This window comes from Pseudomonas sp. PDM04, assembly GCF_014851765.1.
Taxonomy (GTDB): Bacteria; Pseudomonadota; Gammaproteobacteria; order Pseudomonadales; family Pseudomonadaceae; genus Aquipseudomonas.
This window is the reverse complement of the sequence record NZ_JACVAI010000004.1, coordinates 456,525-481,047: the sequence shown is the minus strand read 5'-3', so window position 1 is coordinate 481,047 and position 24,523 is coordinate 456,525. Positions and strand designations below refer to the sequence as shown.

Sequence of the window (24,523 nt, the reverse complement as noted above, 5' to 3'; positions counted from 1 at the left end):
GTGTGATGAAATCTTTTTTCAGGAAAGTTGGCGGTTCCCTGTGCAAGACGTGGTTATGGAGCTTGCTGCTGGTGTTGTTGACGGCGCTGATGGTGTGGTCCATCGGGCCGCTGCTGGCAGTCGACGACTACAGGTTCTGGGAAGGTACGGTTTCGCGACTGCTGACCATCAGTGTGCTGTTCCTGATGTGGGGGCTGACCATGGTCTTCGTCAACTGGCGTGCCGGCGTACGCAAGAAAGCGGCCGAAGATACCGAGGTCGGTCAGGAGCGCATCCTGCGTGAAGCACTGATCGAGACAGCGCAGAAGGAGCTGCGCATGCGTTTCAAGGGCGCTGTGCGAACCCTCAAGACATCGAGCCTTTACCGCGGTTGCAATGAGCGCTGGCGCAATGATTTGCCCTGGTACTTGTTGATTGGCCCGCAGGGAAGCGGCAAGACCAGCCTGCTGGATTTTTCAGGCCTTGAGTTTCCGCTCAACACAACCGAGCGCAAGCTGACCCGGGACACCGATGGCACTTGTCATTGCGACTGGTATTTCGCCGACCATGGCGTGCTGATCGACACCCCTGGACGTTACCTGACCCAGCCGGAAATCGAGGTCGATAACCCTGCCTGGAACACCTTGCTCGACCTTTTGCGGAGACGGCGCCGCAATCGCCCCTTGAACGGTGTGCTGGTGATGATCCCTGTGGACATGCTGCTCAATGCCAATGACACGGTCCTCGAGGCGCTGGCTCGTCAGGTGCGTGCACGTTTGCAGGACGTACATCGCAAACTGCATGTCGATGTGCCGGTCTATCTGGTATTGAGCAAAGCCGACGCGTTGAGCGGGTTCGAGGAGTTCTTCGACCAGCTGACCCGTGAAGAAAGCAATCAGGTGTTGGGGGCCAGTTTTGCTAAAGGGCAGGGCGGTACCGACGTCACCGTGCTGCGGGCCGAGTTCGAGGCGCTGCTTCGTCGCCTCGACAGTCAGGTGATCATGCGCATGCACCAGGAGCGCAACACCCGGCGCCGTGGGCGGATTCTCGACTTCCCGCACCAACTGGGACAAATCGGCGAGGCTTTGTGCCGGTTCGTCGACATGGCATTCACGGGCAACCGTTACCAGCGTGCCGCTCGGTTACGTGGTTTTTACTTGACCAGCGCACCGTACCTGGCTGAGGAACGGGGTGACCTGGATTCGGGCCGCAGGAGCGAGGTGCTGCCGCTCATACGCACTGGTCGATCGCGATTCATTCATCACCTGCTCAGCCGGGTCATTTTCCCGGAGGCGGTCCTGGCCGGGCTGGACAAGCGTGAGCGCAGGCGCATCCATTGGGGCCAGCGGACTTTGTACCTGAGTGCATTGGCGGTGCTGGCGTTGACCGGATTGTTATGGGCAGGCAGTTTTTCGGCCAACCATGAGCGCCTTGAACATCTGCGTGGTGTGGCCAGCCAGTGGTTGCAACTGCGTTCGTCGCCGCATGGGCAAGACGATTCGATGGCGGCACTCAAAGTACTGGACAGCAGCTACGCGGCGACGCAGGTCTTCGCCAGAAAGGCTGACGTGTCGTTCAGGGAACTGGGCGGTTTGTATCAGGGAAATGACGTCAATCCGCTGGTCAACGCATCCTATGAACGTGAGCTTGAGGTACAGCTGTTGCCCAAGGTTGCGACCCTGCTGGAAGCGCAGATCCGCGCCAACATGAAGAACCGTGAACGCTTGCTCGGCAGCCTGCGCGCCTATCTCATGCTGGGCATGGGCGATCGACGAGACGCGCAGTGGCTCGCGGATCGGCTCGCTTCCGATTGGTCCCTGCGTTACGCCGGTAATACGGCGGTACAGGACGGTTTGAACAGGCATTTCGAGCGCTTGCTCAAGCAGCCGTTCATTTACCCGCTGAACGATCAGTTGGTGGGGCAGGCGCGTCAGGTCTTGCGTGGTGAATCGTTGGCCAATGTGGTTTACCGAATGTTGCGCGAGCAGGCGCGTACGTTACCGGACTACCGCTTGAGCCAGCGCCTGGGCCCTCAGGGAGCGCTGTTGGTCGGCACCGATTACGTGATCCCGGGTTTCTACACTCAGCGGGCTTATCAGCAGCATTTCTCGGTCCGGGGCATGGCGTTGGTTTCCGACATCCTGCGGGACAACTGGGTCCTTGGCGACGGTCCAGGTATCAGCAGCATGGAGTTGCGGCACTTGATGGTTGAGCTGGAGCAGTTGTACTTTCACGACTACGCCAACGTCTGGAGCGAAGCTGTCGGTCAGGTGGCACTGCCTCCTGTCAACGATGCGGCGCAGGCCGCCGATCTCCTGGCGGGTCTGACGTCGGCCAATTCGCCGTTACTGCAACTGTTGGTGGAGGTGCGCGAGAACACGCGATTCTCGATGATTGCCGACAGTGCAGCAGGCGCCGCAGACAAGCTGGGCGACCAGGGCGTCAATCCAGGAAAGCTCGCTGCGGCCGTTGCAGGAAAAGCGGCGGACATGCAAAAGAGCTTGCCCGACACGGCGAAACAATCCCTGCAACGCCGTTTCGAACCTTTGCACCGTTTGCTGGACGATCACAACGGCCCGGCCGCTGATTTGCCCTTGGCACTGAGTGCGCTGGATGACCTGCAGATTCAGCTGGCCAGTCTCGCTCGCGCCAGTGCGCCGGAGCAATCCGCCTTCGAAATGGCCAAGGCCCGCATGAGCGGCCAACGGGATGCACTGAGCCAGCTACGCCAGGCGTCGAATCGCCTGCCGCGCCCGATCGGCGTGTGGTTCAACGTATTAGCCGAGGACACCTGGCGACTGGTGCTCAGTGATGCCTACCGGTACCTGAACCAGCGTTATCAGAGCGAGCTGTACACCTTCTATGGCAAGGCGATCAACCAACGCTACCCCTTCAGCGCCCACAGCAGCAGCGATGTGGCGATCAGTGATTTTCGCGAGTTCTTCAAGGCCCAGGGCGTTGCCGAGCGTTTTTTCGAGAGCTACTTGCGGCCGTTCGTCAATGGCGATCCGGGCAACTACCGTTTGCGCAGTGTCGATGGGCACAGTCTGCCGATTTCCAGGGCCTACCTCGACCAGATGGCGGCCGCGCAAGTGATCCGCCAGAGCTTTTTCTCAATCGACCCGCATGAGCCGCACGTGCGGTTCACGCTGGAGCCCTACACCCTCGACCCGTCCGTCAGTCGTTCCGAATTCAGGTTTGGCGATAGAACCGTCGAATACCGCCACGGTCCGATCCTGCCGGTGTCATTTACCTGGCCAACGGACGCTGGAGACGGTCGCTCCAGCCTGGTGCTGGATAGAACCGTCGGCCGCCCCATTGGCATTGAGAAGAGCACCGGACCGTGGTCAGTGTTTCGTCTGTTCGACCAGATGCAGAGCGAGTACCTGAGTGGCCGTGACGTGTTGGTTCTGAAAGCCGACGTGGGTGGCCTGCGCGCCAATTACCTGCTGTCCAGCCAGCGTACGCCAAACCCGTTCGATATGAGCGTGTTGCGCACCTTCCGCATGCCGGTGCAGCTCTGATGCAGGTTGCCAGCCTCTGGCGCAGCGCCGGGCGCACCGACGCCGGCAAGGTGCGGGTGCGCAACGAGGACGCTTTTCTCGACGCTCCGCAGCAGGGGCTCTGGGTCGTTGCGGACGGCATGGGAGGCCATCGGCATGGGGACATTGCCAGTCGGTTGATCGTGGACAGTCTGGCTGAATTGCCCTCAGAGATTGATTTTGATCAGCGACTCCAGGGCATTCGCCATTGTCTGCATTGGCTTAATCGCCGCTTGGTCCAGGAGTTGACGGTCATTGCCGGACGTCACGACAGCATCATGGGCAGCACCGTGGTGGCGCTGCTGGTGGAGGGCAAGCGTGCGGCCTGCATCTGGGCCGGCGATAGCCGTTGCTACCTGTGGCGGGGCCGGCGTTTGTATCAGCTGTCCAGGGATCATTCGTTACAACAGCAACTCATCGACGAGCAACAAACCAGTCTGGAAGACGCCCGCGCTCACCCCGAGGCGCATGCCTTGACCCGTGCCATTGGCGCTGCGGAGCAATTGACGCTGGACGTGCTGGAACTCGATGCCCATCCGGGGGATGCGTTTCTGTTGTGCAGCGACGGCCTGTACCACGGGCTGACTCACCATGCCTTGGGCGCGGCCCTGAGCTTGACCACGCCACATGTCGCGCTGAAGACCTTGTTCGATGATGCGCTGCGTGGCGTGGCACGAGACAACCTGACGGGTGTGGTGATCCGTCAATGACTCAGCTGTTGCTGGCGTTCGACGATGTCTGGGTGAACTCACAGCAAGCCAATCGCCTGACCTGCCATGCATTGGTCAAAGCGAACACAGCACAGGGCTCCAGTGTTGACGGAGTGCCCGACGTGCTGGCGGGGCGATACCGGATCGAGCGCCTGTTGGGGGTTGGCGGCATGGGCCTGGTTTACCGTGCACGGGATCTGCTGAGCGAACAATTCGGCGATCCCGACCCTTACCTGGCACTGAAAGTCCTCAGCGAAGAGTTTGCCGACTCGCCGGATGCCAGTGTGTTGCTCTACAGCGAGTTCGCCCTGACCCGACGCTTGCGCCACGACAACGTGCTGCGACCGTTCAGCTTTGAAGTGGACACCGGCTGCCACCGCGCCTTCATCACCATGGAACTGATGCGTGGGCTGACGTTGGACAAGCTGCTCTGCGAACGACCTTCAGGCGTGCCATGGAAGGAACTGCGCGATATTGCATTGCCGCTGCTCGATGCACTGGCCTACACCCACGCTCGTGGCGTGCTGCACGGTGACATGAAGCCCAGCAACGTGATGCTCAGCGAAGAGGGTGTACGCCTGTTCGACTTCGGGTTGGGTCGGGCCGAAGAAGGTGTTCTGCCCGGATTGGCGCACCTGAGCCGTGATCGTTTCAATGCCTGGACCCCAGGCTACGCGGCGCCGGAACTGTTCGAAGGGCAGCCGTTGGCGGCCAATGCCGACGTCTACGGCGTGGCTTGCGTGCTCTATGAGTTGGCGAGCGGCAAACATCCATTCCGCCGTTTGCCCTCGATCCAGGCCCGTAACGAGCGTCTCGATCGTGAGTTACAAGCCCCCCGTAACTTGCCTGGACACGGTTGGGCAGCGCTGCGAACGGCGTTGGCACTGGATGCGGCGGAACGAACGATAACAGCCGCAGAACTTCGTGATGCCTTGGGCGGAACCTGGATGCAAAACATGACTTGGTAGGCACCTGAGGAACAGGGGTAACGCCCACCGCAAGCACTGAAAAAACCCCGATGTGCAGGAACGCACCCATCGGGGTCGCTGACGGCGGGTTGGCTTAGCAGGCTTTGCCTTCTTGCTTGGCGAATATGGCCGCCATCTCCGGCTCATCCAGATGATCCAGCGCACGCTCAATCAACAAGTACACGCCGTCGGCCATGCGGCTGATCGTCAGGGCAACAGAGCGGCTGGAATCGTCCATCTCATCGGCGAGTCTTGCAGCGATGGTGCTGATCCCCAACATGTCTTCCGAGGCGTTGGCGAGCAGGGTTTCAGTGTTGACGTCTTCGCTGACAGTGAAAAGCGTTCTCTTGCGTTTTTGGGCTTCTGCCTGGCTGGGAGGGAAGTGATGGTCAAGGGCGCGCTGGGCCGCTTCGTGGAGCGTCGTTGAGTCGAGGCTTTCGTAGGGAGAGGTGTCTTCGTGTTGTGGAGGGTTGGGTGTTGGTTTGATCATGGGTGTACTCCGATATGTATTTCAAGAAGCTGACACCCGCTCGCTTGCATTCGAGTGAGGGTGGCGGCCGTACGTAGGTGTGCAAGACCGGGCATATCGGACCCCGGCAGACCCCAAAGGGACCTCCCACGCACAGCCGCCATATGACGATCCATCAAGCATCTCTATGCTAATGGGCTACAGGCATTTGCGCGCCGATATGTACCGGACTTGCACGTCCGTGTCACCGTTTTTTGCGATGACGAACACAGGCTATCCGTGAAGGCGAAGACTGCCTAGTTCATCAGGGGCGCCGCGTGTTGAAGGAAACTTCCTGTGGATCGGAGCGTATAAGCGGCAATATTCAGTGGCATCTAAACAGGCTTGTTTAACTTGTGACTTGGCAGTCATCAGCGTCAAAAATACAGCCATCGTCTTCTAAAGTTATCCGATAGTGGCGTTCTACCGTGAAGTCGCTACACTGCGCCAGCCGTTCATTTTTCCTTTTGAGGCCGTGCGCATGAAGTTTCGTTTTCTTTTATGGATGCTGGGTGTGTTGATGGCCAAGGCAAGTAGGACCAATCCTGCGTTTCAGCAACAATTGGGCGACAAGGAGCTGGTGTTTCAGCTACAGACCCAGGACGGGAAAGTCGCACGGCATTTCCGGGTGAAGGATCAGCGCATTACCAGCCAATCAGGCGAGTACGCCGAGCCAGCGTTTGCGATTGCCTTCAAGGATGCCGCCTATGGCTTCGCGACGATGCAGGCCAAGAACAAGCAGCTGGCGTTCATGACGGGAATTCAGGACAAGTCGATCCAGATCAAGGGCAACCCGGCGTTGGTGATCTGGTTCCAGGGGTTGACCAAGTATTTGAAGCCGCGCAAGGCGAAGGCTGTGGCGAAGGTTTAAACGGGGGGTGGACTCATCGTTGGCAAGCCAGTTTCGCTCCAACGCTTAGTGGTCCGGTTACTCTGACTCTTTGACTTCAGTGGGGGTCTTGAGCTGTAGCGAATTCTGAAGGTATCCCGCTGCTTCGAAATCGCCGAACGGATCAAACGTCATGCGTCGGGTTTCTGCGAGCGCCTCTCTTGAAGATAGCGTCCCTGAAGCTTCAGGGTTTCGTACTTGTTCAGAACGCCTTTTTTCTTGAGATTGACGAGCAACTGCTCAATGCCATCCAACTCGACGACATCGCCTGCCAAACGGGTAATGCCCTCGGCCATAAGACTCATGTCGTCACGAACTGTGGTGACTTGGTGCTCTTTGGCAAGCCTGCGGACTTCGCTTGCAACACTGACAGTAGCTGTTTGGGTCATCGGAAAGCCCTCTGTTTGCCGTCAAATCATAGCAGGGCGCTTGTTTGTTGTCCTTGATTGGCTCAGAGCCGGCGATGAGGGGAAGTGGGGGGAGATTGGATCGAGGCGAGCTCGCCGGTCTCGCCCCACAGAGCCACGAATCCTGTGGGGCGAGGCGGTTGTTCAGGCCTGGGAGAATTGCGACGCCAGTTCGCGCAGCAGCACTTCAGCCTCGAGCACTTTGCTGACCACGTCGTTGGCTTTGTCGCGGGTCAAGCCCACGCGTTCCAGCAGGGCGTCGGGGATGTCTTCGTCCGGGCCGGAGCCGATGCCGCGTGCGCGCAGCAGGCGGACCGCCAGGCACACCAGGTTCGGGTACTCGGCGTAGGCGCCGTCGTAGTTCGGGTCGTGCTGGAAGCGCAGGGCGGTGGACAGTTCGTCGGGCATGTCCCAGTAGCGCATCAGCCATGAGCCGATCTGTTCGCGGCTGATGCCCAGCAGGTGTTGCTCGATGTAGCTGTGGCACAGGTGCGGGTTGACCTCCAGGTGGCGGCAGATCAGCGAGAAGTGCGGCGGGAATACGTGGGCCAGCAGCAGGTAGCCAAAGTTGTGCAGCAGGCCGGCCAGGTACGTCAGGCCGGCTTCCGGGCGCTGGGCGCGGGGCATGGCGCGGGTCAGGCCTTCGATGACCGCGGCGGTGTAGATCGACTGCTGCCAGTACGGCGTGGTGTGTTGCGGGTGGTCCTTGGGCAGGCTCAGGGTCTTGCCCAGCGCCAGGCCCAGCGCCAGGTTGATCACCAGGTCGAAACCCAGCACCCGCACGATGGCATCTTCCACCGAACGAATCTTGCCCGGCGAGGCGTAATACGGCGACGCCGCCCAGCTCACGACTTGCGCGGCCAGGGCCGGGTCGGTTTCAACGACGCCGGTGATGTCGTCGATGGTGGCGTTGGGGTCGACGCGCAGCTTGATGATTTTCTGCGCGGTCTCGGCCAGCGGCGGAATTTCGATGGTGGCTTCCAGGCGTTGCTGGATGCGCCGCGCGGTGAACGCTTGAACGGCCTGGGTGATTTCCTCGCGGTCGTCGTCGGGGCGGTCGAGGTTGGGGCGGATGCTGCTCAGGTTTTCGCCGAAGCTGGCGGCGCTGGCCTTGGTCAGCATCGACTTGAAGTCTTCGCGGGAGATTTCCAGTAGCAGGCCGGCCTCGCCCGAGTTGATCAGCAGCTTGGGTTCGCGCAGCAGGCTTTCTTCGTACAGGCATGGCGAACTGGTCAGCGCCGGAAGGCCGGGCAGCAGGCTCAGGCTGTGTTTGCCGAGCATTTTTTCCAGGCGTTCGGTGGACACGGCGGTCAGGCGCCGGCCGGTCAGTTCGGTGAGGCGATTGAGGTCGAGCAGTTGGCTCTGCGCAAACAGCACCATCAGTGCGCCGACGGCGTCGTCGAGCAACACGGCCTGCACTTTGCGCGAGGTGTTCAATGCGTGATGTTCGAGGACTTCTTCGTAGGCGATGCCCAGTTTGGCCAGCAGCAGCCGAATCACAGACGGAGCGTGCGGGGTTTCGGGGACGAGGGCAGCGTCAGTCATGGTGTGTATCCGTATTCAAACAGTTGCAGGAGTATAACCAGCTTGTCTAAAAGCATCGTCCACAAACTGCGACGATGCTCACACTTGGCCGTATTGCTGCCCGTGGCGCAGCCAGCGGTCGAGCAGCGGGCTGACGTGGGCGGGCCAGCGTTCAAGCAGGGCTTGCGCGGCGTCGCGAACCGCCGGCAACAAATCGGCGTCGCGCATCAGGTCCGCGACCTTGAATTGAAGCAGACCTGTCTGCCGCGTGCCGAGCATTTCACCCGGGCCGCGCAGTTCGAGGTCTTTTTCGGCGATGACGAACCCGTCATTGGTTTCGCGCATGATGCCCAGGCGCTGCCGGCCGATCTGTGACAGCGGCGGGTGGTAGAGCAGCACGCAATGGCTGGCGGCACTGCCGCGACCGACCCGGCCACGCAGCTGGTGCAGTTGCGCCAGGCCCAGGCGCTCGGGGTTTTCGATGATCATCAGGCTGGCGTTCGGGACGTCCACGCCCACTTCAATCACGGTGGTGGCCACCAGCAGTTGCAGGTGACCGGCCTTGAACTCGGCCATGACCGCGGCTTTTTCCGCTGGCTTCATGCGCCCGTGGATCAGCCCGACCTTCAGTTCGCCGAGGGCGGCGGTGAGGTCTTCGTAGGTGGTCTCGGCAGCCTGGCAGGTCAGTTCTTCGGACTCTTCGATCAGCGTGCACACCCAATACGCCTGGCGCCCTTCGGCACAGGCGCTGCGCACCCGTTCGATGACTTCGACGCGCCGGGTGTCGGTGACCAGCACGGTGTTGACCGGGGTTCGACCGGGCGGCAGTTCGTCGAGGATCGAGGTGTCGAGGTCGGCGTAGGCACTCATGGCCAGCGTGCGCGGGATCGGCGTGGCGGTCATGATCAACTGGTGCGGGCACATCCGGCCGCCCACGCCTTTCTGGCGCAGCGCCAGGCGCTGCTGCACGCCAAAACGGTGTTGTTCGTCGATGATCACCAGCGCCAGGTTCTTGAACTGCACTTCATCCTGGAACAGCGCATGGGTGCCGACCACCATCGGTGCGCCGCTGGCGATCTGTTCCAGTGCGGCGCTGCGGTTCTTGCCCTTGAGCTTGCCCGCCAGCCACGCGACTTCGATGCCCAGCGGTTCGAGCCAGCGCTTGAAGGTGATGAAGTGCTGTTCGGCGAGGATTTCGGTGGGCGCCATCAGCGCCACCTGGTAACCCGCTTCCAGCGCTTGCAGCGCGGCGAGGGCGGCCACCACGGTTTTACCCGCGCCCACGTCGCCCTGGATCAGTCGCAGCATCGGTTCGTGCTGGCTCAGGTCGTAGGCGATTTCGTTGCCGACACGCTGCTGCGCGCCGGTTGGCTTGAAGCCCAGGTTGGCCAGGTAGCGGGCCGGCAGCCGGGTGGCTTTGGGCATGGCGGGGGCGCGCAGGGAGCGCAGGCTCTCGCGCAAGCGCTGCTGGGACAGTTGATGGGTCAGCAGTTCTTCGAACGCCAGGCGGTGCTGGGCCCAGTGGTGACCGAGGGCGAGTTCGTCGACATCGGCATCGGCGGGCGGGTTATGCAGGTAGCGGATCGCGTCGGCGAGCGGCGCCAATTGGTAGTCGCGGGCGAGTTCGAGCGGCAGCCAGTCCGGAAGGCTGGTCGGGCCGAGCATCGTCAGGGTCTGCATGCACAGCTGGCGCAGGCGTTGCTGGGTCAGGCCTTCGGTCAGCGGGTAAACCGGCGTCAGGGTTTCATCCACGGGCGGCGGTTCGTCGCCGGTGATCGCGCGGTATTCCGGGTGGTAGATCTCGAGCCCCGACGCACCGGGCCGCACTTCGCCGTAGCAGCGAATCCGCGTGCCACGCTTGAGGCCTTCCTTCTGTGCATTGCTGAAGTGGTAAAAGCGCAGGCTGAGCCCGCCAGTGCCGTCCTGCAAGCGCACTACCAGGCTGCGGCGACGGCCCATGACCACGTCGGCACCGCTGACGGTGCCTTCGACCACGGCGTCCTGGCCGGGCCGCAAATGGCCGATCGGGACCACGCGGGTGCGATCCTGATAGCGCAGGGGCAGGTGAAACAGCACGTCCTGGAGATTCTCCAGGCCGACCTTGGCCAGTTTCTCGGCCATGGCCTCGCCAACGCCCTTGAGTGCCGTCACCGACACTTGCGACAACTCGGTCATGCTCGTGACTTAAGCTGCAACCACCGGCACCGGGGGCTTGGCCACCGAGCACAGGCGTATGGAGTCGGCGAGGATTTCAATCGCCTTGGGCCGCGGGAAACTTGCGCGCCAGGCGATGGCCACGGTGCGGAAGGGGACGGGCGGCGTCAGTGGGCGCACTTCGATCACGCCGGGGGCGTAATGGTGGCTGTCCACGGCCGACAGCGGCAGGACCGAGATGCCGAGGCCGGAGGCGACCATGTGGCGGATGGTTTCCAGCGAGCTGGATTCCACGGTGGTGTGTTTGGCACCTTCGCTGCCCTTGGTCAGGGTCGGGCAGGCTTCGAGCACCTGGTCGCGGAAGCAGTGGCCTTCGCCGAGCAGCAGCAGGCTCTTGTCATTGAGCAGGCCGGCATCGATGGTTTCTTTCTGCGTCCAGGGGTGCTGGGCCGGCATCAGGACATAGAAGGGCTCGTCGTAGAGCTGCAGGGTCAGTACGTCGGCTTCGTTGAACGGCAAGGCGATGATGATCGCGTCGAGCTCGCCGTTGCGCAGTTTGTCGCGCAGCACGTGGGTGAAGTTTTCTTCGATGTACAACGGCATCTGCGGGGCCACCCGGTGCAGTTGTGGAATCAGGTGGGGAAACAGGTACGGGCCGACGGTGTAGATCGCGCCGACTTTGAGCGGGGCGGTCAGTTGGTTCTTGCCGGCCTGGGCCAGTTCACGGATGCCCTGGGCTTGCTCCAGGACCTTCTGCGCCTGGGCCACGATGCCTTCGCCGACCGGGGTCAGGCGCACGGCGCTCTTGCTGCGCTCGAAAATCAGCACACCGAGTTCGTCTTCAAGCTTTTTCACGCCCACCGACAGGGTCGGCTGGCTGACGTGGCAACGCTCGGCCGCGTGGCCGAAGTGCTGCTCTTGGGCGAGGGTAACGATGTAGCGTAATTCTGTAAGAGTCATAGCAAGCGTCCATGAAGTTGCGGGCCAAGCATACCGGCTGCAATCGATAGACGCACGTTATCAGACTGTGAGTGTCGAGTGACACCGTGCAATGCAGGTTTGCTTCAAGCGGATACGCTAAAGGCACCTTTTGGGTGCCTTGGTTTGGTTGCTCCACAACGCTGTGGGAGCGAGCCTGCTCGCGAAGAGGACATCACCTTCAACATAGGGTTGATGTGCTTTCGCTGGCAAGCCGGTCCCGCTCCCACCGAGGGGCCCGCCGTGACTTAGCGCCGGCGCTCCAGCGAGTAAACAAACGGCGCCACAATTTCAATGGAGCCATTGTTCAGCATGTCGGCCGGTGGCTTGGGCAGCGGCTGCGCACGTCGGATCATTTCCAGGGTCGCCCGGTCCAGATCGGCGTTGCCGGAGCGGCCCACCAGTTCGAACGACAGCACGTTGCCTTCGGCATCCACGACAAAGCGCAGGCGGTTCAAGCCTTCCTTGCCCCGTGCCTGAGCACTGGCCGGGTACTTTTTGTACTTGGCCAGGTGAGCAAGCAGGGTGCCCTGCCAACTGGCCTTGGCAGCCATTTGCGCGGGCGATGGGCCCGGTGCCGGCTGTGCGGATTTCTCCGTGGGGGCCTGAGTCGGTTGCGTGTCGGCCGGTTTTTCCTCGGAAGGTTTTTCCTTGGGCGGCTCCGGCTTTTTCTCCACCGGCTTGGGCGGTTGAGGCTTGGGCTTGGGCTTGGCCGGTTTCGGCACGGCAATTTCGGCCTTCGGCGCTTCAGCCAGCTTCGGAATCGGCAGTTCTTCTACCGGGGCCGGTGGTTGTGGTGGCGTTATCACCTTGGGCGGTGCCGGTGGTGGCGGGGCCGGAACCGGCGCCAACTCGACCATCATCGCCTGCGGCGGCAGCTCGATCGGTGGGCGCGATGTCCAGTTCAGCGCCAGCGCGATGGCCAGCGCATGGACACCGAGCACCACGGCCAGGCTACCGCTGTAACGCGTCAGCTTTTGGCGCGTCGTGATCATTTTTTCACTGCCGTCTCGAGACCGACCAGACCGACCTTCAGGTAACCGGCCGAGCGCAGGTTGTCCATCACGCTCATGAGGTCGCCGTAATCCACGCCTTTATCAGCCTGGAAGAAGATGGTCGTGTCTTTCTTGCCCTGGGTTTTGGCGTCCAGCGTGGCGCCCAGTGCTTCGGGCTTCACTTCGTCTTCACCCAGGTACAGGCGTTGGTCAGCCTTGACGCTGAGGAACACCGGCTTCTCCGGCCGCGGTGCCGGTTTGGCGGTCGAGGCAGGCAGGTCAACCTTGATGTCCACGGTGGCCAACGGCGCGGCCACCATGAAGATGATCAACAGCACCAGCATGACGTCGATGAACGGTGTGACGTTGATTTCGTGGTTCTCGGCCAGATCGTCGTCTGCGCCTTCTTTCAAATGCAGGCCCATGGCCGATTACCCCACTTTCACCATGTGCGGTTGCGAGCTGCGCTCAGGCTGGTGGTCGAGGTCGCGGCTGACCAGCAGCAGCACTTCAGCCGATGCGTCGGACACCTGCGCCTTGTAACCGGCGATGGAGCGGGCGAAGACGTTGTAGATCACAACGGCCGGAATTGCGGCAACCAGGCCCAGCGCGGTGGCCAGCAGGGCCTCGGCGATGCCGGGGGCGACAACGGCCAGGTTGGTGGTCTGGGTTTTGGCGATGCCGATGAAGCTGTTCATGATGCCCCACACGGTGCCGAACAGACCGACGAACGGCGCAGTGGAGCCGATGGTGGCAAGCACACCGGTGCCGCTGCTCATGTTGCGGCCGGCGGCTGCCACCAGGCGCTCGAGACGGAAGGCGACACGTTCCTTGATGCCTTCTTTTTCGCGGGCGTTGGTCGACAGGTGCATTTCTTCAAGGGCGTCGTGCACCAGCAGGTTGGCGAGGGTGCCTGGCTTGGTCGCGGTGGCACCGGCCTCCTTGAGGGTGGTGGCCTTTTTCAGGTGGACGATTTCAGCGCGCAGACGACGCTTGGCGCCCATCAGCTCGAAGCCTTTGGCGATCCAGATGGTCCAGGTGATGATCGAGGCGATGGCCAGGCCGATCATCACGATTTTCACGATGATATCGGCGTTCTGGTACATGCCCCATGGCGACAGGTCGTGGGCCATGCCCAGGGTGTTGTCGGCTTCGAGGACTTCAGGCAGGTCTTCGACCGGAACGTCGGCAGCCGGGGCCGCGTCGGTGGCCGCCGGAGCCGGTGCCGCGTGATCGGCAGCGTGTTCGGCTGGAGCGGTGGCGGCGGCTGGCGTGGCGGGTGCCTGGGCGTCGGCGAATGCGGCGGTTGGCGCCAGCATCAGGCTGAGCAGCAAGGCGGCCAATGCGCTCCAGGCGCGAGGTCGTTTGGTTGGCGAGGCGGAGAATTGATTGCGTGTCATGCTGGCCGGACCTAAGGAAAAAAAACGGTAGATGTTCTTCCAGGCCTCGAAGGCCGAGAACAAAAGTGGCGGGCATTATTGCAAGTAATTCTTGTTAACAGAAGTAATACAGTTACTTTTTTTCCCGCACGGCTAGCCGCTCGTCCATTGCTGGCGCTAGTCTGTGCCTTTGAAATAGGAGTTTTTTAATGTCCGCGCCCTCTGTTTTGATCGCCGGCTGCGGTGATGTCGGCAGTCGTCTGGCCACGCAACTGCTGGATTTCGGGTGGGAGGTTCACGGCTTGCGTCGTAACGTCGCACGCCTGCCCGATGGCGTGATAGGGGTTGCCGGTGATTTGTTCAACAAGGATTGTCCGGCGACCTGGCCCATCGGTGCCGTGGATTACCTGGTGTATTGCGCGGCCGCCACCGATCACGATGAAGCGGGCTACCGCGCTGCTTACATTCAGGGCCTGCAGCATGTGCTGGAGTGGTTGAACGATTACGGGCAGGCACCCAAGCGCCTGGTTTTCGTTTCCAGCAGCAGCGTGTACGGGCAGCAGAATGGCGAATGGGTCGACGAAACCTCGTCGGCGGTGGCGGCCGGTTATTCCGGGCAGGTCATGCTTGAAGCCGAACAACTGGCACTGAACAGCGGTTTCCCGGCCAGTATCGTGCGCTTGACCGGTATTTACGGCCCGGGCCGGGAATGGTTGCTGACCCAGGTGCGTCGCGGTTACCGGGTGGTGACCGAGCCGCCGCTGTATGGCAACCGCATCCACGTCGATGACGCGGCCGGCCTGATGGCGTTTCTGCTCGAGGCGGACCATCGTGGCGTCGCGCTGGATGACGTTTACATCGGTGTCGACGACGCGCCCGCGCCACTGGCGGACGTGGTGGCCTGGTTGCGCGAATACCTGGGTGTGACCGAATGGGCGGACGATGCGAGCGTGCGGCGCACGGGCAGCAAGCGCTGCAGCAATGCCCGGGCGAAAGCCCTGGGTTGGACGCCGAAGTACCCGAGTTTCCGCGAGGGCTATGCCGCCATTCTTGAAGGTCGCTGCTGACCCGGTCGGTTGCCCGGAACCAGCAGTGAGGGCCAGCCTGCTCGCGATAGCGATGGGTCAGTGACATCTATGTCGCTGAAACACCGCTATCGCGAGCAGGCTCGCTCCCACCTTCATTCGTCGCTTACTGCTTCTCCAGCATCCACGTGCGGTTGCCCGGCATGAACTGCGGCATTTCATCTGCCTGAGCGGTGTTCACCGCCTGGAAGATTTCCAGCTCCTTGCCCTTGCGGGTAAAGATCCAGGTGTTGCCCTGGCCGTTGAGCTGCAGCCACATGTTGTCGTTGCCGCCGCTCATCGATGCACAATCACCGGCCAGGCACAGCGCATAGCGATCGGCATTGGGCAGGCCCGTCACCTGGCCATCGGCCTGGAATTGCACGGAATTGCCTTCACCCGGGCCGCTGACGATCTTCCATTCGCCGCCCATGTAGGCCGAGTACAACGCGCGCTCGAAGCTGGCGCCGATCGGTGCGCCTTCCGGCACCGGGATCAGTGCGCGGTCAAAGACCTGCGCGGCTTCGTTTTCGGTCGCCGCCTGGCTCAGTTGCTTGCCGTCACGTTTCAGTTCGCTGCCGGAACTGCCGTAGAAATCGATTTTCCAGGCGCCGGACTCTTCGCCCAGCAACTTGCCTTCGACATTCTCGAAACCATTGGTATAGCGAGCCTGACCGGCTTTGGTGTTGACGTCCCATTCCAGGTTCGGGCCATAAGCCTGCAGCGCTTCGCGCAGGGGGCCGCCTTTGGAGGCTGCATCGATCGCCACCTGGTTGATCCAGGTGCCGCTGATGTCACGGTCGGCAGGGTTGCTGGCACAACCGCCCAGGATCAGGGCGACCAGCGAGAGGGCTAGCGCTTTGCGCATGGTGGAATCCTTTCAAAACGCTTTGATACGGTTCACAGCGGCGCAGCCCCCGGGGCTGCGCCACAGGCATTACTCGATGACCAGAATGGCATCCATTTCAACCTGCGAACCCTTTGGCAGGGCCGCTACGCCGATGGCCGCGCGGGCAGGGTAAGGCTGGTCGAAGTACTTGCCCATGATCTCGTTGACCTTGGCGAAGTGGCTCAGGTCGGTGAGGAAAATGTTCAGCTTCACGATGTCCTTGAACGAACCACCTGCTGCTTCGGCCACGGCTTTCAGGTTTTCGAACACCTGAACGGTCTGCGCTTCGAAGCCTTCGACCAGTTCCATGGTTTTCGGGTCCAGTGGAATCTGGCCCGACATGTAGACGGTGTTGCCAGCCTTGATCGCCTGGGAGTAAGTACCGATGGCGGCCGGGGCCTTGTCGCTGGTGATAACGGTCTTGGTCATTGATGACTCCTTGTAAGGGTTCGGCTATGGAGCGAGCTATGCACGCATGCGGGTGATGCGAATCACCCCGGTCAATGCGCGCAGTTTCTTGATCACGCGGGCCAGGTGTACGCGGTCGTGCACGCTGACCACCAGTTGGACCACGCTGATGCGACCATCGCGTTCGTCCATGCTGATTTTTTCGATGTTGCCGTCGGCCGCGTTGACGCTGCTGGCCAGCAGCGCGATCAGCCCGCGCTGATGTTCCAGCTCGACGCGCAGTTCGACATTGAATTCGCCGGTGACATCCTTGGCCCACGAGAGCTGGATGCATTTTTCCGGGTTGTGGCGGATTTCGCTGATGTTGCGGCAGTTGTCCAGGTGCACGACCATGCCCTTGCCCGCCGACAGGTGGCCGACAATCGGGTCGCCCGGAATCGGTGTACAGCACTTGGCGTAGCTGAGTACCAGGCCTTCGGTGCCGCGAATCGCCAGCGGACCTTCGGGGCTGGGCAGCTGTTCGCCTTCGCCGAGCAGTCGGCGTGCCACCACATAGGCCATGCGATTGCCCAGGCCGATGTCTTCGAGCAGGTCTTCGATCAGTTCGAGGCGGTACTCGCTGAGCATCGCCTTGACGCGCTCGGCCGGGATCTGGTCCAGGGCGCTGTCGAAGCCGTTGAGGACCTTGTTCAGCAGGCGCTCGCCAAGGCTGATGGACTCGGAGCGGCGCTGCAGTTTCAGGGCGTGGCGGATGTGGGTCCGCGCCTTGCCGGTCACGACGAAGTTGAGCCATGCCGGGTTCGGTCGTGCGCCCGGGGCGCTGACGATCTCGACCGTGGAGCCGCTTTGCAGCGGTTCGGACAGCGGGGCGAGACGACGATTGATCCGGCAGGCAATGCAGCTGTTGCCCACGTCGGTGTGCACCGCGTAGGCGAAGTCGACCGCCGTGGAGCCTTTGGGCAGCTCCATGATCCGGCCCTTGGGCGTGAACACGTAGACCTCGTCCGGGAACAGGTCGATCTTCACGCTCTCGATGAACTCCAGCGAGTTGCCGGCACGCTGCTGCATTTCCAGCACGCCCTTGACCCACTGGCGTGCGCGGGCATGGGTGCCTTTGGGCTGCTCGTCGCCACTGGATTTGTACAGCCAATGAGCGGCAATGCCGTTATTGGCCATTTCTTCCATTTCACGGGTGCGGATCTGGATCTCGATCGGCACGCCGTGCATGCCGAACAGTGTGGTGTGCAGCGACTGATAGCCGTTGGCCTTGGGGATCGCGATGTAATCCTTGAAGCGACCCGGCAACGGTTTGTACAAATTATGAACGGCGCCCAGCACGCGGTAACAGGTATCGACCTTGTCGACGATGATCCGGAACGCGTAGACGTCCATGATTTCGTTGAAAGCCCGGCGCTTGCCGCGCATTTTCTTGTAGATGCCGTAGAGGTGTTTCTGGCGACCGCTGACCTCGCCCTGGATGCCATCGATGGCCAGGCAGTGGCTGAGGGACTCTTCGATCTTGTTGACGATTTCCTTGCGGTTGCCCCGGGCGCGTTTGACGGCCTGGTTGATCCGCGCGGAACGCATCGGGTGCATGGCCTTGAAACCCAGGTCTTCGAATTCTATGCGGATGGCGTGCATCCCCAGCCGGTTGGCAATGGGGGCATAGATTTCCAGGGTTTCCTTGGCGATGCGCCGGCGCTTCTCGCCGGACAGCACTTCCAGCGTGCGCATGTTGTGCAGGCGGTCGGCCAGCTTGACCAGGATCACGCGAATGTCGCGTGCCATGGCCATGGCCATCTTCTGGAAGTTTTCAGCTTGCGCTTCGGCCTTGGTCTCGAAGTTCATCTGGGTCAGTTTGCTGACCCCGTCGACCAGTTCGGCCACGGTCTCGCCGAACTGCGCTTGCAGCGCTTCCTTGGCAATACCGGTGTCTTCGATCACGTCATGCAGCATCGCCGCCATCAGGCTCTGATGGTCCATGTGCATGTCGGCCAGAATGTTCGCCACCGCGAGAGGGTGCGTGACGTAGGCCTCGCCACTGCGGCGGCGTTGGCCGTCGTGGGCTTGTTCGGCGTAGAAATACGCTCGGCGGACCAGATTGACCTGGTCCGTGCCGAGGTAGGTCGATAAGCGATCGGCGAGGGCGTCTATGCTGGGCATGATATCTCCTGCCGCAAGCTGTGATCCCGCGCCGTGCTACGTCGACCAGGCATAGGCTTAGACGGCCTCGTTGGACTCGTCCTCGAAGGCGGCAAAAAGCGGTTCATCTTCAACGATTTCGGCTTCGGCGATAGCGGCGTAGTCGATCAGGCCTTCAGCAATTTCACGCAGGGCGACGACGGTAGGCTTGTCGTTTTCCCAGGCTACCTTCGGCTCTTTGCCGCCGGTGGCCAGTTGACGGGCACGCTTGGTAGAGAGCATGACCAGCTCAAAGCGGTTATCCACGTGTTCTAGGCAGTCTTCAACGGTTACGCGGGCCATGGTATTCCTCGGAGCGAATGCAATATGCGCGCTGCCCGGTTGGGCGAGCGGACTCAACAGTTTAAAAAATCACCAGCGATTAGGGAAGCGCTGATTTTTTGACCAGGCCCTTCGAAGCGCTGCAAGTGCCAATGTAAAGCGCTTGCAGCGGTTTTGGGAAGTGCTGTTTAGTCGAGCAATTCAGCCAAAAGTTTGCCGTGACGCTGTTGCTGGCGCTTCTGATTGAGCTGATTGGAGCGGAAAATCGCCTGCAAATCGCGCAAGGCGTGGGCGAAATCGTCGTTGATGATCAGGTAGTCGTAGTCGACATAGTGGCTCATCTCGCTGACAGCTTCGCGCATGCGGCCATTGATGATCTCGTCGCTGTCCTGGCCGCGGTTGGTCAGGCGCTGGTGCAGGGCCTGCAGGGACGGCGGCAGAATGAAGATCGACCGGGCCTGGGGCATCAGCTTGCGCACCTGTTCGGCGCCCTGCCAGTCGATTTCCAGGATCAGGTCGTGGCCTTCGTCCAGGGTCTGCTGCAGGGTGCTTTGCGACGTGCCGTAAAGGTTGCCGAAGACTTCGGCACGCTCGAGGAAGTCGCCGTGTTCGATCATCTTCACGAACTCGCTGCGTTCGACGAAGTGGTAGTTCACGCCGTTCACTTCACCGGGACGCATGGCGCGGGTGGTGTGGGAGACCGAGACGCGGATCTCCGGGTCAGCGTCGGTCAGGGCCTTGACCAGGCTGCTCTTGCCCGCGCCCGAAGGGGCGGAAATGATGTACAGGGTGCCGGTGATGTGGGTCATGTCGGGGTTGCCTTACTCAATGTTCTGCACTTGTTCGCGCATCTGTTCGATCAACACCTTGAGGTTGACCGCTGCCTGGGTGCTGCGCGGATCGAAGGCCTTGGAGCCCAGTGTGTTGGCTTCGCGGTTGAGCTCCTGCATCAGGAAGTCCAGGCGCCGTCCGGCTGCGCCGCCGGACTTGAGCACCCGGCGAACTTCGATGATGTGGGTGCTCAGGCGATCCAGTTCTTCGGCGACGTCGCTCTTCTGAGCGAGCATGACCATTTCCTGCTCCAGGCGCTGCGGGTCCATCTCGGCTTTCATGTCGGCGAAGCGGTCGAGGACTTTCTGGCGCTGGGTGGCGAGCATCTGCGGGACCAGCTCGCGCAAGGTCACCACGTCTTCCTCAATGGAGGTCAGGCGCTCGTTGATCAGCCGCGCCAGCTCCGCGCCTTCGCGCTCGCGGCCGGCCTTGAGTTCCTTCAAGCCTTCATTGAACAGCGCCAGTGCCTCGGCGTTCAGGGCTTGCGGGTCGGCCGCATCGCCGACCCGCAAGCCTGGCCACGCCAGGACTTCCAGTGGATTGAGCGCTGCCGGATTCTTGATCAGGCCGGCGATGGTCTCGGCGGCCGCCACCAGTTGCGCGGCGCGTTCACGATCCACTTGCAGGGGTTTGTCGGTATTTTCCTCGGTAAAGCGCAGGGTGCATTCGAGCTTGCCGCGGGAGATGGCCTGGCGCAGCGCTTCGCGGGCCGCGCCCTCAAGATCGCGAAAGGTCTCGGGCAGGCGCAAGTGCGGTTCCAGGTAGCGGCTGTTGACCGAGCGCAGTTCCCAGCTCAGGGTGCCTTGGGCGCCGGCTTTTTCGACGCGGGCGAAGGCGGTCATGCTGTGCACCATGGAGGTACCTCGCAATTCGGGTTTGCGTTACCAAAGGTTTCGCGCAATCCGGTATCTGTGAATTAAAGCCGACAGGCAGCAAAGGCGCAGGATTGTAGCGCAGTGGGGCGGATGCGCCCAAACGCCGGGCGCGACAAACCGCTGCAGGGCGTCGGTAAAGTGCTGTTGCGGGCTCAAGTCCGCGCCTTCAATCGTCGGACGGATTTTTTAGAAGTGCCCAGGCTCGGTGCACGGCTCTATAATGCTCGGCAGTTTTCCGTCCTCCGTACAGGTATTCCCTATGAAACGTCCAAGTGGTCGCGCTGCCGATCAGCTCCGCTCGATCCGCATTACCCGCAACTACACCAAACACGCCGAGGGATCTGTACTGGTCGAGTTCGGTGATACCAAGGTGATCTGCACCGTCAGCGTCGAAAACGGCGTGCCGCGTTTCCTCAAGGGCCAGGGCCAGGGCTGGTTGACCGCCGAGTACGGTATGCTGCCGCGCGCCACGGGCGAGCGTAACCAGCGTGAGGCCAGCCGCGGCAAGCAAGGTGGCCGGACCCTCGAGATCCAGCGCCTGATCGGCCGTTCGCTGCGGGCTGCCCTGGACATGTCCAAGCTGGGCGATGTCACCCTGTACGTCGACTGCGATGTCATCCAGGCGGATGGCGGCACCCGTACCGCGTCCATCACCGGCGCCATGGTTGCGCTGGTCGACGCCTTGAAAGTGATCAAGAAGCGCGGTGGCCTGAAGGGCGGCGATCCGCTCAAGCAAATGATCGGTGCCGTGTCCGTCGGCATGTACCAGGGTGAGCCGGTGCTTGACCTGGACTATCTTGAAGACTCGGCTGCCGAGACCGACCTGAACGTGGTGATGACCAGCACGGGCGGCTTCATCGAGGTTCAGGGCACCGCTGAAGGCGCGCCGTTCCAGCCGGAAGACCTGAACGCGATGCTGGAGCTGGCGAAAAAGGGCATGACCGAGATCTTCGAACTGCAAAAGGCCGCACTGGCCGACTGATACCGCTCCAGCAAGGAGGACATCATGAGTGATGAACAAGAGCTGCTACCGATCCCGAGCAAGGAGGCCCGGCAGTGGGCAATGTTCTGTCACCTGTCCGCCTTGCTGGGGATCTGGATCCCCTTCGGAACACTGATCGGCCCGCTGATCCTGTGGCAGATGAAGCGCGACTCGGACCCGTTCGTCGATGCGCAGGGCAAGGAGGCGCTGAATTTTCAGATCACCGTCGCCATCGCTTCCGCCATCTGCTTCCTGCTGATGGTGGTGATCATCGGGTTCTTCCTGTTTGGCTTGATCGCCATTGGCGCCCTGGTACTGACCATCATTGCCGGGGTGAAGGCCAATGAGGGGTTGCCTTACCGGTATCCGTTCACCTGGCGGTTGATCAAGTAAACACTGTTCCCACATCGGAAATCAGCGTGCACAAAAAAGCCGACACTTGAGGTCGGCTTTTTTGTGTCTGCTTAGATGGTCAGCGTCCAGTCGTAGTCCACGATCAGTGGCGCGTGCTGCGAGAACCGCGGCTGACGTGGCAGGCGTGCGCTTCTGACGAAGCGACGCAGGCCCGGCGTCAGGATCTGGTAGTCGAAGCGCCAGCCAAGGTTGAGCATCTCGGCCTGTTCGTTGTCCGGCCACCAGCTGTACTGGTCGCCTTCGCGACTGACTTCGCGCAGGGCATCGACATACCCCATGTTGCCGACAATCTCGTCCATCCAGGCACGCTCAGGTGCCAGGAAGCCCGGGGATTGCTGGCTGTCACGCCAGTTCTTGATATCCAGCTTCTGTTGCGCCACGTACAGCGAGCCACAGTAAATGTACTCGCGCCGCTTGCGCCGCTGTTTATCCAGATAACGGCCGAAGTCGTCCATTAGCTTGAACTTCTGGTTCAAGTCTTCATCGCCGTTCTGCCCCGAAGGGAGCAGCAAGGTCGCGATGCTGACCTTGTCGAAATCGGCTTGCAGGTAGCGCCCGTAGCGGTCGGCTGTCTCGAAGCCGAGACCGCTGATGACTGCCTTCGGCTGCAACCGCGAATACAAAGCCACGCCACCCTGGGCAGGAACTTCGGCTTCGCAGGCATAAAGGAAGTAGCCATCCAGTTGGAAGGCTGGATCGTCCAGTTCAAAGGCGGAGGCGCGGGTGTCCTGCAGGCAGATGACGTCGGCATTCTGTGCTTGCAGCCAACTGAGCAAACCTCGCTCGACTGCAGCCTGAATACCATTGACGTTCACACTGATGATCCGCATAAATGGCCCCAAAAATCGCGTGCGTGTATGATACACGGCGTCAACCTATTTAGCTAAATCCGTGGTATTTGGGGTTTTTTTCATGCAGGCGTATCAGCGCGATTTCATTCGTTTTGCCATCGATCGCGGCGTTTTGCGCTTCGGTGAGTTCACCCTGAAGTCCGGGCGCACCAGTCCGTATTTCTTCAATGCGGGCTTGTTCAACTCCGGCTCCGCCCTGGCACAGTTGGGGCGTTTCTACGCGGCGGCCATCGTCGAGAGCGGCCTGTCGTTCGACGTGCTGTTCGGCCCGGCGTACAAAGGTATCCCGTTGGCCGCCGCCACCGCAGTGGCCCTGGCCGAACACCACGAGCGTGATGTGCCATGGTGCTTCAACCGCAAGGAGGCCAAGGCCCACGGTGAAGGCGGCAGCCTGGTCGGCGCCCCGTTGACCGGCGACGTGCTGATCATCGACGACGTGATCACCGCCGGCACCGCCATCCGTGAGGTGATGCAGATCATCGCCTCCCAGGAGGGCGCGAAGGCCAAGGGCGTGCTGATCGCCCTGAACCGGCAGGAGCGCGGCAACGGCGAGTTGTCGGCGATCCAGGAAGTGGAGCGTGACTTCGGCATTCCGGTGATCAGCATCGTTTCGCTGAACCAGGTGCTGGAGTTCCTGGCCGACGATCCGCAACTCAAGCAGCACCTGCCGGCCGTGGAAGCGTACCGCGCCCAGTTCGGCGTCTGATATTGCGCTCCCTCGGGGGAAGGTTTGGTGGCAAAAAAAGACCCCGCTCAGCCAGGCTGAGCGGGGTCTTTTTGTCTCGGCCAGCGTTTAAGGGCGCTTGCGATTGCTGATCAGGGTGCCGACGCCGGTATCGGTGAAGATTTCCAGCAGGATCGCGTTGGGTACGCGTCCGTCGATGATCAGCGAGCTGCCCACGCCGCCCTGGACCGCTTCCAGCGCGCAGCGGATCTTGGGCAGCATGCCGCCGTAGATGGTGCCGTCGGCGATCAGGGCGTCGACCTGCTGGGTGCTCAGGCCGGTCAGCACCTTGCCTTCCTTGTCCATCAGGCCGGCGATGTTGGTCAGCAGCATCAGCTTCTCGGCTTTCAGGGCCTCGGCCACTTTACCGGCCACCAGGTCGGCGTTGATGTTGTACGACTCACCGTTGGCGCCCACGCCAATCGGCGCGATGACCGGAATGAAATCACCCTTGACCAGCAGGTTCAGCAGGTCGGTGTTGATTCCGACCACTTCGCCGACATGGCCGATGTCGATGATTTCCGGCTGGGTCATCTCCGGGGTCTGGCGGGTGACGGTCAGTTTCTTCGCGCGAATCAGCTCGGCGTCTTTACCGGTCAGGCCGATGGCGCTGCCGCCATGACGGTTGATCAGGTTGACGATGTCCTTGTTGACCTGGCCGCCGAGGACCATTTCCACCACGTCCATGGTCGCTGCGTCGGTGACGCGCATGCCGTCGACAAAATGGCTTTCGATCGACAGGCGCTTGAGCAGGTCGCCGATTTGCGGGCCGCCACCGTGAACCACCACCGGGTTGATGCCCACGGCTTTCATCAGGACGATGTCGCGGGCGAAGCCGGTTTTCAGCTCCTCGCTTTCCATCGCGTTGCCGCCGTATTTGATCACCAGCGTCTTGCCGACATAGCGGCGAATGTAAGGCAGCGCTTCGGACAGGACCTTGGCGGTGTTGGCGGCGGCTTCGCGTTCGAGGGTCATTCAGGGCTCCGGGT

The 24,523-nt window shown here is 61.6% G+C and carries 24 protein-coding genes and 1 pseudogene; 8 read left to right on the top strand and 17 right to left on the bottom strand.

Annotation, left to right across the window (positions count from 1 at the left end; translation table 11 throughout):
* The first annotated feature begins 5 nt into the window (after positions 1-5).
* From tssM to IB249_RS18290, 3 genes are read left to right on the top strand one after another with little or no spacing between them, the layout of a single operon-like run.
* Positions 6-3,503: a type VI secretion system membrane subunit TssM gene (gene tssM / locus IB249_RS18300; protein ID WP_192307139.1), complete on the top strand. Its 3,498-nt coding sequence runs from the start codon at positions 6-8 to the stop codon at positions 3,501-3,503.
* Positions 3,503-4,231, top strand: coding sequence for a PP2C family protein-serine/threonine phosphatase (locus IB249_RS18295; RefSeq protein WP_192307138.1), 729 nt, complete (start codon positions 3,503-3,505; stop codon positions 4,229-4,231). The genes tssM and IB249_RS18295 overlap by 1 nt, the downstream gene beginning before the upstream one ends.
* Positions 4,228-5,199, top strand: a complete 972-nt coding sequence (locus IB249_RS18290; protein ID WP_192307137.1) for a serine/threonine-protein kinase — start codon at positions 4,228-4,230, stop codon at positions 5,197-5,199. The genes IB249_RS18295 and IB249_RS18290 overlap by 4 nt, the downstream gene beginning before the upstream one ends.
* A 94-nt stretch (positions 5,200-5,293) precedes the next feature.
* Here IB249_RS18290 and IB249_RS18285 read toward each other — a convergent pair whose 3' ends face one another.
* A complete protein-coding gene (locus tag IB249_RS18285) occupies positions 5,294-5,689 on the bottom strand; it encodes a DUF6124 family protein (RefSeq protein WP_192307136.1) in 396 nt (131 codons plus the stop codon).
* Positions 5,690-6,188: 499 nt separating this feature from the next.
* Between IB249_RS18285 and IB249_RS18280 the strand changes: the two genes are divergently transcribed.
* Entirely contained in the window at positions 6,189-6,578 is a 390-nt protein-coding gene (locus tag IB249_RS18280; protein ID WP_192307135.1) for a helicase, read from the top strand.
* 60 nt (positions 6,579-6,638) lie between these two features.
* Here IB249_RS18280 and IB249_RS29780 read toward each other — a convergent pair.
* From IB249_RS29780 to exbB, 8 genes and pseudogenes are all read right to left on the bottom strand, one after another.
* Positions 6,639-6,731 (bottom strand): annotated as a pseudogene (locus IB249_RS29780) (cell filamentation protein Fic); the annotation flags it as partial.
* On the bottom strand, positions 6,728-6,985 hold the full coding sequence (locus IB249_RS18275; protein ID WP_192307134.1) for a hypothetical protein: 258 nt from the start codon (positions 6,983-6,985) through the stop codon (positions 6,728-6,730). The gene IB249_RS18275 and the pseudogene IB249_RS29780, both read right to left, overlap by 4 nt.
* A 162-nt stretch (positions 6,986-7,147) precedes the next feature.
* A complete protein-coding gene (locus IB249_RS18270; RefSeq protein WP_192307133.1) occupies positions 7,148-8,548 on the bottom strand; it encodes an aminoacyl-tRNA deacylase and HDOD domain-containing protein in 1,401 nt (466 codons plus the stop codon).
* 78 nt (positions 8,549-8,626) lie between these two features.
* On the bottom strand, positions 8,627-10,702 hold the full coding sequence (recG, locus tag IB249_RS18265) for an ATP-dependent DNA helicase RecG (protein ID WP_192307132.1): 2,076 nt from the start codon (positions 10,700-10,702) through the stop codon (positions 8,627-8,629).
* Positions 10,703-10,711: 9 nt separating this feature from the next.
* Positions 10,712-11,641: a hydrogen peroxide-inducible genes activator gene (locus IB249_RS18260; RefSeq protein ID WP_192307131.1), complete on the bottom strand. Its 930-nt coding sequence runs from the start codon at positions 11,639-11,641 to the stop codon at positions 10,712-10,714.
* A gap of 266 nt (positions 11,642-11,907) precedes the next feature.
* On the bottom strand, positions 11,908-12,654 hold the full coding sequence (locus IB249_RS18255) for an energy transducer TonB (RefSeq protein ID WP_192307130.1): 747 nt from the start codon (positions 12,652-12,654) through the stop codon (positions 11,908-11,910).
* On the bottom strand, positions 12,651-13,079 hold the full coding sequence (exbD, locus tag IB249_RS18250) for a TonB system transport protein ExbD (protein ID WP_192307129.1): 429 nt from the start codon (positions 13,077-13,079) through the stop codon (positions 12,651-12,653). Before exbD ends, IB249_RS18255 begins: the two co-directional genes overlap by 4 nt.
* A gap of 6 nt (positions 13,080-13,085) precedes the next feature.
* The gene (gene exbB, locus IB249_RS18245; protein WP_192307128.1) at positions 13,086-14,054 is read right to left on the bottom strand and encodes a tonB-system energizer ExbB; all 969 of its coding nucleotides are present in this window, start codon (positions 14,052-14,054) and stop codon (positions 13,086-13,088) included.
* A gap of 188 nt (positions 14,055-14,242) precedes the next feature.
* On the opposite strand from exbB, the gene IB249_RS18240 reads away from it, so the two are divergent.
* Positions 14,243-15,100 (top strand): SDR family oxidoreductase, encoded by an 858-nt coding sequence (locus tag IB249_RS18240; protein WP_192307127.1) that lies wholly within the window; start codon positions 14,243-14,245, stop codon positions 15,098-15,100.
* 124 nt (positions 15,101-15,224) lie between these two features.
* Here IB249_RS18240 and IB249_RS18235 read toward each other — a convergent pair whose 3' ends face one another.
* From IB249_RS18235 to IB249_RS18210, 6 genes are all read right to left on the bottom strand, one after another.
* Positions 15,225-15,965 (bottom strand): hypothetical protein, encoded by a 741-nt coding sequence (locus IB249_RS18235; RefSeq protein WP_192307126.1) that lies wholly within the window; start codon positions 15,963-15,965, stop codon positions 15,225-15,227.
* Positions 15,966-16,034: 69 nt separating this feature from the next.
* On the bottom strand, positions 16,035-16,415 hold the full coding sequence (locus tag IB249_RS18230; protein WP_003229509.1) for a RidA family protein: 381 nt from the start codon (positions 16,413-16,415) through the stop codon (positions 16,035-16,037).
* A gap of 36 nt (positions 16,416-16,451) precedes the next feature.
* Positions 16,452-18,557, bottom strand: coding sequence for a bifunctional GTP diphosphokinase/guanosine-3',5'-bis pyrophosphate 3'-pyrophosphohydrolase (gene spoT, locus IB249_RS18225; RefSeq protein WP_192307125.1), 2,106 nt, complete (start codon positions 18,555-18,557; stop codon positions 16,452-16,454).
* 57 nt (positions 18,558-18,614) lie between these two features.
* On the bottom strand, positions 18,615-18,878 hold the full coding sequence (gene rpoZ, locus IB249_RS18220) for a DNA-directed RNA polymerase subunit omega (RefSeq protein ID WP_007921129.1): 264 nt from the start codon (positions 18,876-18,878) through the stop codon (positions 18,615-18,617).
* Between the two features lie 167 nt (positions 18,879-19,045).
* On the bottom strand, positions 19,046-19,666 hold the full coding sequence (gene gmk / locus IB249_RS18215) for a guanylate kinase (protein ID WP_192307124.1): 621 nt from the start codon (positions 19,664-19,666) through the stop codon (positions 19,046-19,048).
* A 12-nt stretch (positions 19,667-19,678) separates the two neighbouring features.
* Positions 19,679-20,542 carry a YicC/YloC family endoribonuclease gene (locus tag IB249_RS18210; RefSeq protein WP_192307123.1) on the bottom strand — a complete coding sequence of 288 codons (864 nt, stop codon included), beginning with the start codon at positions 20,540-20,542 and terminating at the stop codon, positions 19,679-19,681.
* 280 nt (positions 20,543-20,822) lie between these two features.
* Here IB249_RS18210 and rph point away from each other — a divergent pair, with 280 nt between their 5' ends.
* Positions 20,823-21,545 (top strand): ribonuclease PH, encoded by a 723-nt coding sequence (rph, locus tag IB249_RS18205; RefSeq protein WP_150742910.1) that lies wholly within the window; start codon positions 20,823-20,825, stop codon positions 21,543-21,545.
* Positions 21,546-21,569: 24 nt separating this feature from the next.
* The gene (locus tag IB249_RS18200) at positions 21,570-21,938 is read left to right on the top strand and encodes a DUF4870 domain-containing protein (RefSeq protein WP_192307122.1); all 369 of its coding nucleotides are present in this window, start codon (positions 21,570-21,572) and stop codon (positions 21,936-21,938) included.
* A 71-nt stretch (positions 21,939-22,009) separates the two neighbouring features.
* On the opposite strand, the gene IB249_RS18195 is transcribed toward IB249_RS18200, so the two are convergent.
* On the bottom strand, positions 22,010-22,789 hold the full coding sequence (locus IB249_RS18195) for an exodeoxyribonuclease III (protein ID WP_192307121.1): 780 nt from the start codon (positions 22,787-22,789) through the stop codon (positions 22,010-22,012).
* 82 nt (positions 22,790-22,871) lie between these two features.
* Here IB249_RS18195 and pyrE point away from each other — a divergent pair, with 82 nt between their 5' ends.
* Positions 22,872-23,516 carry an orotate phosphoribosyltransferase gene (gene pyrE, locus IB249_RS18190; RefSeq protein WP_192307120.1) on the top strand — a complete coding sequence of 215 codons (645 nt, stop codon included), beginning with the start codon at positions 22,872-22,874 and terminating at the stop codon, positions 23,514-23,516.
* Positions 23,517-23,603: 87 nt separating this feature from the next.
* Here the strand turns inward: pyrE and argB are convergent, their stop codons facing one another.
* Positions 23,604-24,509 carry an acetylglutamate kinase gene (argB, locus tag IB249_RS18185; RefSeq protein ID WP_192307119.1) on the bottom strand — a complete coding sequence of 302 codons (906 nt, stop codon included), beginning with the start codon at positions 24,507-24,509 and terminating at the stop codon, positions 23,604-23,606.
* Positions 24,510-24,523: the final 14 nt, after the last annotated feature.